General features: G+C 40.0%; 9 protein-coding genes. 4 read left to right on the plus strand and 5 right to left on the minus strand.

Translation table 11 applies throughout. The annotated features are described in order from the left end of the window. From AB1444_15525 to AB1444_15545, 5 genes are all read right to left on the minus strand, one after another. On the minus strand, nt 1–1004 hold a 1004-nt coding region (locus AB1444_15525), incomplete at its 3' end, for a molybdopterin-dependent oxidoreductase (GenBank protein ID MEW6528066.1). A gap of 45 nt (nt 1005–1049) precedes the next feature. Further along, entirely contained in the window at nt 1050–1568 is a 519-nt protein-coding gene (locus AB1444_15530; protein MEW6528067.1) for a cytochrome c3 family protein, read from the minus strand. Nucleotides 1569–1717: 149 nt separating this feature from the next. Beyond that, on the minus strand, nt 1718–4132 hold the full coding sequence (locus tag AB1444_15535; protein ID MEW6528068.1) for a homocysteine S-methyltransferase family protein: 2415 nt from the start codon (nt 4130–4132) through the stop codon (nt 1718–1720). Between the two features lie 118 nt (nt 4133–4250). Next, nucleotides 4251–4991 (minus strand): lysophospholipid acyltransferase family protein, encoded by a 741-nt coding sequence (locus AB1444_15540; GenBank protein ID MEW6528069.1) that lies wholly within the window; start codon nt 4989–4991, stop codon nt 4251–4253. A gap of 34 nt (nt 4992–5025) precedes the next feature. Beyond that, complete coding sequence (locus AB1444_15545) at nt 5026–6516, minus strand: amidase (protein ID MEW6528070.1); 1491 nt, start codon at nt 6514–6516, stop codon at nt 5026–5028. Nucleotides 6517–6809: 293 nt separating this feature from the next. Between AB1444_15545 and def the strand changes: the two genes are divergently transcribed. From def to AB1444_15565, 4 genes are all read left to right on the plus strand, one after another. Further along, nucleotides 6810–7328: a peptide deformylase gene (gene def, locus AB1444_15550; protein MEW6528071.1), complete on the plus strand. Its 519-nt coding sequence runs from the start codon at nt 6810–6812 to the stop codon at nt 7326–7328. After that, the gene (gene fmt / locus AB1444_15555; GenBank protein MEW6528072.1) at nt 7328–8260 is read left to right on the plus strand and encodes a methionyl-tRNA formyltransferase; all 933 of its coding nucleotides are present in this window, start codon (nt 7328–7330) and stop codon (nt 8258–8260) included. The genes def and fmt overlap by 1 nt, the downstream gene beginning before the upstream one ends. A 5-nt stretch (nt 8261–8265) precedes the next feature. After that, the gene (locus tag AB1444_15560; GenBank protein MEW6528073.1) at nt 8266–8613 is read left to right on the plus strand and encodes an HNH endonuclease; all 348 of its coding nucleotides are present in this window, start codon (nt 8266–8268) and stop codon (nt 8611–8613) included. Between the two features lie 86 nt (nt 8614–8699). After that, a partial coding sequence (locus AB1444_15565; GenBank protein ID MEW6528074.1) for a cyclic nucleotide-binding domain-containing protein occupies nt 8700–9133 on the plus strand: 434 nt, incomplete at its 3' end.

The raw sequence follows: 9133 nt of genomic DNA on the forward strand, positions 1-9133 counted from the left end.
ACTTTTCCACCTTTTCCTGCTACTGCTATAGGTCTTCGTGCCTGGAGTAGTGCTTTTGCAACCGATTCAATTGTTTCAAGTGATGCACCAGTTAGTTCAGAAACCTTTTCCGGAGTGAATTTATTAATCAGTAGCTCTGTAAATCTGCCAAAATTAGTAGCACCTGAGCGCCTACCATATTTAAGCAGATAATGTGCAACACCCATAGCAAAAATTGGTTCGCTACCAGGTTTAATTGCAACCCACTGGTCCGCTAATGAAGCTGTACGAGTTGCAATAGAATCAACCTGTATAAATTTTACACCTTTTTGCTTCCAGATATTCAATACCGTATGCATTCTGCCAGGATTTCCCCATCCTTCAAAAAGGCGTGCACCAAAGCTTACAACGCAATCAGCATTTTCAAAATCATAGTCGATAGCACCTTCAGTTTTCTGGGTTGCCACTGAACAGGCATTGGAGAGAGCCCAGTAACCTGATTCCTGGTATACATGAGGGCTACCAGCAAAAAGCGCTATCCGTTCGTTTAACATTGCTGTTGCATCTGGGAAAGCAGGATTTATTGCTACAATCTGATCCTGTTTTTTGTTATTTATGGCATCATTTATTTTCTTGGAGATATCTGCTATAGCACTTTCCCATGAAACCGGTTCAAAATCAATTTTCCCTTTTTTGCCGGTTCGTTTTAATGGGGTTTTAACTCGTTCAGGGTGGTAAAGGACCTGTAAAAGGAGTTGTCCTACAGCACAACCCTGATTTGATGTTTCAATTTTAACGGCTCTATCCCCAATCATTCTGACCTGTACAGTACATTTATTGGGGCACTGGTCACAAATACTTGCTAAATATTTTTCTTCACCTTTAGGAGGGCGATACTGGTCCTGGGTCCATTCAACCAGCCATTGAAGACCCATCCATGGACCGGGTGAAATCAGTGTACCAACACCGGTACCTACTACTGCTCCACCTATCATTGTTAAGAAATCTTTTCGTTCGAGTTTCATGGATGTAATAACTCCTTGCTTGAATTTCGATTCAATAATAAGAATTTAATCATGACATACTGTACATGCATTGCTTATTTTTAAAGCTGTGTGGCAGTCCATACATGTACCCATAGCCATTTTACCCTTAATTTTAGCAGTTGTAGTAGAATTGCCCTTATCACCATGGCATGAGATACACTGTGCTTTCTTTTCATTTTTCATCACAGCAATATGGCTGAAATATACCAGGTCGGGCTGCTGGGCAAAAGATTCCCATGGTTTGTCATTATCACCAAAACCAGCAAAAAACACTTGATTATTTGCTTTGTTTGGATCATGACACTGTTTACATACTGCTACCGTAGGGATACCATTGAATCTTCCATTGCTATCATAACTGTGGCAGATTTCACAGTCCGAAGCACCATATATGGTGGTATGTGTGCGATGATTGAATGGAAGAAGCTTTTTAGCCTGTACATTCATAGCATAATCACAGGCCTGCTGAAAAACTATAAATGAGATGTATGCAAATATAACAAAAGGTAAGAAAAAGAGTAGAAAAGAACGTGTCCCTTTCACAGACGTGCTCCTTAATCTTTGTTGTAATGTAAAAAACTTGTAAAAAATATAATAAAAGAAGCGGATTTGTACTACAATCCACTATAATAGCATAAGCGAATTCTTGTATATACAATCTTTATGTCAACAAATTTTATAAAAAAAGTTATTTACAATTTTTTCACAATACCCTTTGCCACAGCAACGGCTTCCACAGCGTCCTTGCCGTAAAACGCACCAATGTTGTCAGCATATTCTTTTGTAACTACTGCACCACCCACCATCAGTTTACATGGCAGCTTCTGGGTTTTAATTTCACTTGCAATAGTACCCATATTAGGCATAGTAGTTGTTAAAAGCGAACTTAAACACACAATATCCGGTTTATACTGTTGTATTGCATCTATTACTTTTTCATTGGGCACATCCTTGCCTAAGTCAATCACATCAAAGCCGTGATTTTCAAGCATCATGGCAACGATATTTTTACCAATGTCGTGTATATCACCTTTTACGGTGCAGATTACTATCCTGCCCAGCACCGATTCCTTCTTTTGCAGCATCAGCGGCTTTAATAGATTAAAACCTTTCTTCATTGTATCAGCAGATGCAATCATCTGGGGTAGGAAATATTCGCCTTTGCTATATAATTCGCCAACTTTTTCAAGTGCAGAAATTAATGCACTGTTCATGATTGTTTCAGGATCATATTGCTGCAATGCTTCATTTACTGCTGGTTCAATATCATCGATATTTCCTGCAACAACAAGTTCAAATATCCTTTCAAGTATGGATATAGTCTTTTCAGTTTGTTGTGTTTTCTGCTGGCCTGTTCCAAAATGTGCAATATAGTGCGACGCATTCTTATCTCTTCCTTCAAGGAAATCCAGCGCCAGCAGTTCTTCTTTAGTGTACGGTTTTGCAGTATCGGTATCGATAGCAACTGGATTTACTATTGCAGCAAAAAGCCCCCTTTGCAGAGCTAATTTTAAAAATACAGTATTGATAAATTTACGCTGTGGTAGGCCAAACGATATATTGCTTAACCCAATACTTGTTTTAATTCCCTTTTTTGCAAAGTGATCAATAACTTTTAGTGTTTCCAGTGCTGCACCGCTTTCTGCACTTTCAGCCAAAATAAGCGGGTCAACAAAAATGCGTGACAGGGCAATGCCATTGAGTTGTAGTAAATCGATGAGCTTTTCCCCAATGGTAATGCGTTTTTCTGCATCTTTGTGAATGCCGCTTTCATCCAGGCACATTGCTACCACAAAGCTGCCAAATTTTTGTAAAAGCGGAAGCATAGCCTCAAAGCTTTGCTTCTTTGCGCTGATGGAGTTAATAATTGGTATTCCCGGGTATTGCCACAACGCAGCCTGAGTCACCAGTGGGTTATCTGAATCAATCATAAGGGGTATAGTTACGGTATTGCTTAACACATTTACTGCTTTTTTCATCATGGCAACTTCATCGATTGCAGGAACGCCAACGTTAATATCAAGGCAATGAGCTCCTTCATCCTGCTGTTTTTTTGATTCATTACGCAGGAAGGTAAATGTATTTTCTTTAAGTTCAGCAGCAAATTGTTTGCGTGCGGTGGGGTTTAGCCGTTCCCCAATGATAAGTAGTCCGTTATGTTTCAAAACATTAATATGCGTATAACGGCTTGTAATGTAGTTGAATGTTTTAGTCATTTTTGTATTAATAAGAATATGTTTTACGGCAGTGGCCAGCATCTTGATATGTTCAGGCGTGGTGCCACAACAACCGCCAATGATTGAAAAGCCCATCTGTGCAAATTCAAGTGACAGGGATGCAAAACGCTTTGGTGAAAGGCTATACACAGCTTTGCCGTCAATAAGCTCAGGCAGCCCTGCGTTGGCCCACACTGAAAGCGGGACTCCCAATTCATTTAGCTGTGCGATAGTTCCTTTGAAAAGTTCAACCAGGCCATCAGGTCCCATGCTGCAATTAGCTCCAACTACGTCTGCACCCATCTGTGAAAGTGTAGCAAGCCCAGTGACTATATCGGTTCCTGTTACCGTTTTACTGTTTTGTTCAAAGGTCATGCTGCAGATAACAGGAATGTCAGTGACATCTTTTGCTGCCAGAAGTGCAAGCCGTGCTTCCTGTAAGTCAGTCATTGTTTCAATAGCAATGCAATCAACACCACCGGCTACAAGGCCACTGATTTGCCGTTTAAATGCATTATATACAGTTTCTGCTGATGTAAGGCCCATTGGTTCAACTAACGTTCCGGTTGGTCCCACTGAACCAGCCACAAACGCTTTACCACGTGCCACTTCCTTGGCTAATGTTGCTGCAGCTTTGTTGATTTCTTCACACCTGCTATCTAATCCTGCCTCATACAGTTTTAATGCATTTCCCCCAAACGTATTGGTTTCAATAATATCGGCACCCGCATCAATATACAGTTTATGTATTGATGCTATCACATCAGGGCGTTCTATAGTGAGCAATTCAAGGTTTCCTTTGTAATCGGGAAGCGCATTGAAAATCATGGTGCCCATTGCACCATCCATGACAAGCGGGTAGGGCTTATGTAATCGTTCTCTGAAGTTCACTGCTATATACCGTCCTTTTATCACGTATGATTTGAAAAAATAACCCCTTTTTAAGCAAGGGGTTATTATAATGAACTATCGCACAATAAAAAAATAAATTAAAATTTACAACACATTTTTATGATGCAAGTTTGCTCTGAATTACTGCTCTGACCCTTTCCATGAGTTCTTCTTTGTTTTCCTGCGTATAGCCAGTAACATCAATTGGTGGGTGGATGATTAGGTCGATAGTTCCTGGACGAATGGCCATGCTCCCTTTGGGTAGTATTGCCCGTGATCCTAATCCGGTAATGGGAAGAATAGGAACCCGGGATTCTATGGCTATAACAAAACCACCTTTTTTAAAAGGAAGAAGTTTGCCATCAGGGCTGCGAGTGCCTTCCGGAAAGAAAACCACTGATGCACCGTTGCGAATCTTTTCACCAGCAGCTTTGAGGCTTTCATGTGCCTGATGTGAATCGCCACGATCAATGTAAATATGCCCCATGCGCTCGCATCCCAATCCAAAGATGGGAATCCTGCGTAATTCCATTTTCATAACCCAGCGCAATTGCAATGGAATATAGCCAATAGCTGCCCACACATCATAATGGCTCTGATGATTCATCATCACAATGTAAGGTTGATCCTTTTTTATGTATTCCTTATTGTGAACGCGTACCCTCACGCCTGAAAGGAAAAGGTTAAGGCGCGACCAGAATACTCCAATGTAATGTACTGTATTGCCCGTTGGGTCAAAGAAGGAAAGAAGTATGGTGATAATACCCAATATGGTAGTGTCAACAATCACTATAAGATAAAATACTGGACGGTATATGAAAAATAGTATTTCAATGAGAACATTCAACGCTGTATGCATAGAACTGCTCCTTTGAAAAGAGAATGTAATAAAATTATAAATTAAGCTTTGGACGATTGTGAAACCATGGTTTTGCTTTTTCAAGTTGTGCAGCCAGTCGTAATAATAATCCTTCCTGGCCAAACGCCGCCATAAATTGCACACCGTAGGGTAACCCATCAGGTCCCCAGTGTAATGGTACTGACATTGCCGGTATGCCGGTAAGATTGGCAAGCTGTGTAAAAGGAACCTGCGATAAGCTTTGCACGGCAAGTTGATCAACAATGCCCGATGCTTTAAGCAGTCCCCCCAGTCCCAGTATATTCATTATTTTTGATGCAAAGAGTTCAATTGGTTTTGGAGCAAGAGATCCAATTGGTGCTGGGGGTTGTGCGGTAGTGGGGGTTAGATATACATCGTATTTTGTAAAGAATTGTCCCATTGCACGGGCTGCATTATTCCACTGGCGAAGTGCCATAACAAAATCGCCAGCAGTGTATGTTCTACCCAAAAGGCCTAATGTCCAGGTAGTGGTCTCAACATCACGTAATTTTGGTTTTCGACTATACCGTATGCCAATAGTTTGTATATCTGCGGCAACCTCGCCAAAGTAGAGCATAAGGTAGCTTTTGGCAAGTGCCATACCATCAATAGTGGGTTTATCAATTTCAACATGATGACCTAATTTTTGGCACAATTTTGCTGCTTCCAAAGCTGCTTTCTTACATTCAGGGTGAACTGGTGTGCCTATTGGGGATTCAGTTGATATGGCTATTTTTAGTTTCCCCGGTGATTTTTGTATTTCCTTACTGTATGGCATTTTTTGTGGCTCAATAACATAGGGAGCACCGGGGTCAGAGCCCTGTAGTATATCAAGCATGGCGGCGCTATCCCGCACTGAACGGGTAAGAACATGCTCCACAGCAGCCCCTTGCCAAATTTCCCCATATTCAGGGCCTGCTGGAACGCGTCCCCGTGAAGGTTTAAGGCCAAACAGTCCACAATAGGCAGACGGTATCCTGATTGATCCGCCACCATCACCACCGCCGGCAAAGGGTACCATTCCGCTTGCAACAGCAGCGGCAGAACCACCACTTGAACCACCCGGTGTCAGAGCTGTATTCCAGGGATTTCGCGTTGGGCCAAAAATTTCAGGTTCAGTATATGCAACCAGCCCAAATTCAGGTGTATTGGTTTTACCTAAAATGGCAAGGCCGGCATTTTTATAGCGTTTGGCAACCTCACTGTCAAAGTCAGGTGTATAATTCATATATGCCCTGCATCCGCTGGCCATTCTAATGCCTTTGAGTGATGTGAGCAAATCCTTAACAAGAAATGGGACACCATAAAAAGGACCTTTTGGCAATTCTTTGATGGTTGCATCAATATTATCATACATTGGCGTAATAACTGCGTTCAAGGCAGGATTAATTTTTTCAATGCGCTGTATTGCTTCAGTGATTACTTCTTTGGGTGATACTTTTTTCTTTTTAATAAGCTCTGCAAGCCCTGTTGCATCGTATAAATCATATTCTTTAAATGACATAGGTACCCTCCATAAATTGGATAAACATCCAATTGCAGTCATTAAAAATAATGAAATGGTGAAATTTCATTATTATATACACAATGATAAGGGAGTTAAAAACTGTTGTCAATAAAGAAATCAAGGTTGCAATATAAAAAATTTACTATTCATTAATAGCTGTAAACGTAATATGATGCATAAATAAAACGGTGGACAAATCTCCATTACAATAATTTTTAAAAACCTTATATTGACATATAAAAATAATTGTGGTATATTGTAACAATTAATATAGTATATGTGAGATAGTTATGGTAACCAGTACACAGCATAAATTGGTTTTTTATGGGAACAAAACACTGCGATCAGTTGCACAGGAGATAACGCAGGTTACTCAAGAAATACGCGATTTAACCGATGAGATGTTTGCAATCATGCATAAGGAACAGGGCATTGGACTGGCTGCCCCTCAGATTGATGTTCCCTTACAGCTACTGGTGATTGATATACGTTCAAATAAAGGGCCAATGATGGCACTCATAAATCCCAGGATTACCGCATTTTCCGATGAAACGGGTGGTTATGAAGAAGGATGTTTGTCACTACCGGGTATTACAGCGGACATCATACGACCTGTTTCAATTCAGGTTGAAGGCATAGCCATCAATGAAAAACCAGTAAAATTTGAAGCATCAGGCCTGCTGGCGCGGGTATTACAACATGAGATAGACCATTTAAATGGCAAACTATTTATAGATTACTTAGAAGATTATAAACGCAAAGAATTGAGTTCGCAGTTGAAAAAGATAAAAAAACTTAACAGGGAATAATGAAGATTGGCTTTTTTGGAACTCCTGAAATTGCTTCTTTTTGTTTAGAACATCTTATACAATATTATGAGATAGCTTTTGTTGTTACCTCCCCTGATAAACCAAAAGGTCGTGGCAAACATCTGTTACCTCCTCCCGTAAAGGAAAAAGCCCTTAAATATGGAATTGTTTGTTTTCAGCCGACAACCTTAAAGGATGAAAAGCTTGCAGAAACGTTAAGAAAATTTAATTGTGATATCTTTGTCGTTGTAGCCTATGGGAAACTTATTCCCCGTTCAATCTTTTCAATTCCGCCACTGCAAACTATTAATCTCCATCCGTCGCTGCTACCAAAATATCGTGGTGCTGCACCTATTGAATGGGCGTTGTATAACGGTGAACAGCAGACCGGGGTTACCGTGCAACGTATCAATGAAGAGCTTGATGCAGGCGACATTGTGCTTCAATCAACGGTAACTATCGCCCCCAATGAAACAGCGGGCGAGCTTTATGAAAAAATTTTACCACTTGCAGCTGATATGCTGGTGAAAGCCATTGATGGTTTGCATGATGGCACCATTACGCCAGTGCCACAGGATCATTCACAGGCAACCTACTGTGGGAAAATTACCAGTGAAACTGCGCGAATAAACTGGAATATGCCATCGTCACATATTCATAATATGGTGCGGGCGTTTAATCCAAAGCCGGTAGCATGGACAACATTCCGTGGTAAAATTATAAAAATATGGAAAACTATGGTTAGCGATAGTTCCTGTTATAGTTCCACTGTACGCCCGGGCACAGTACTGGTGCATTCAAAGCGATTGTTTGTATGCACCGCTAATGGTAGTGTTGAAGTGCTGTCTTTACAACCTGAGACAAAAAAGCCAATGGATGCTAACGCTTTTATTAATGGCTACCGATTACAGGAAGGGGATGCTTTTGAGTAAACGGTATGGGTGACAGATCAAAAAAATTTAAACCAAAAGAACTTCATTTTGTAGATTCTGGATTTTCGGATCTTGAAACACATGTAAAGCGTGAAAAACAGAAAGCTCGGGAACTAAAGAATTCATCGTGGTGGAGAAAAAGGATAGCACCTGGTATATGCCATTATTGTGGCAGAAAATTTAAACCATCGGAACTGACGATGGATCACGTAATACCCCTTTCACGAGGTGGGTATTCAGAAAAAATAAATATTGTTCCGTGTTGCAAGGAATGCAATATAAAGAAAAAATCATTGTTACCTGTTGAATGGGAAGAATATATACAGAATTTAAAAAAAATTGGATTGCAGTAAAATTGTTATTGCTCTTTTTGTGATAGTACACTACATTAATGCAAAAATTAATTAAATAACAAAAATACCTTTTGTGTTAAAAAAAGATGATGGAAAATAACGGTACTGAAAAAGTAAGAAAGGGTGAGATTTTAATTTTACAGGGTGAAGAACCACGGTTTATTTATTATTTACAAAGCGGATTGGTTGAAATCTTGTCTGCACCTTCTGAATATGAAGGGCTTGATAGCAAGATTATTGTTGAGAAAAGCAAACGTGTTGGAATAATAAATGAAAAAAGTGTCATAGCTGGCTTAAGTCTTTTATTCACTGAACCATATAAAAAGACTATACGTGCCATAGAGGATTGTGTAGTCAAAAAATATCCGCTACGGGAAGGGGGGTTTCGTCAGATAGTTGTTGATGACCCTTCGTTTGCTGCATTATTGCTTACACATGTTTTAAAAAGATTAGAATTATCATTAAATGATGTCAAGAAATATACAGTGCTATATCAAAATCTTTGCCGAGTGAATGACAA

This window comes from Spirochaetota bacterium (assembly GCA_040756435.1).
GTDB lineage: Bacteria > Spirochaetota > UBA4802 > UBA4802 > UB4802 > UBA4802.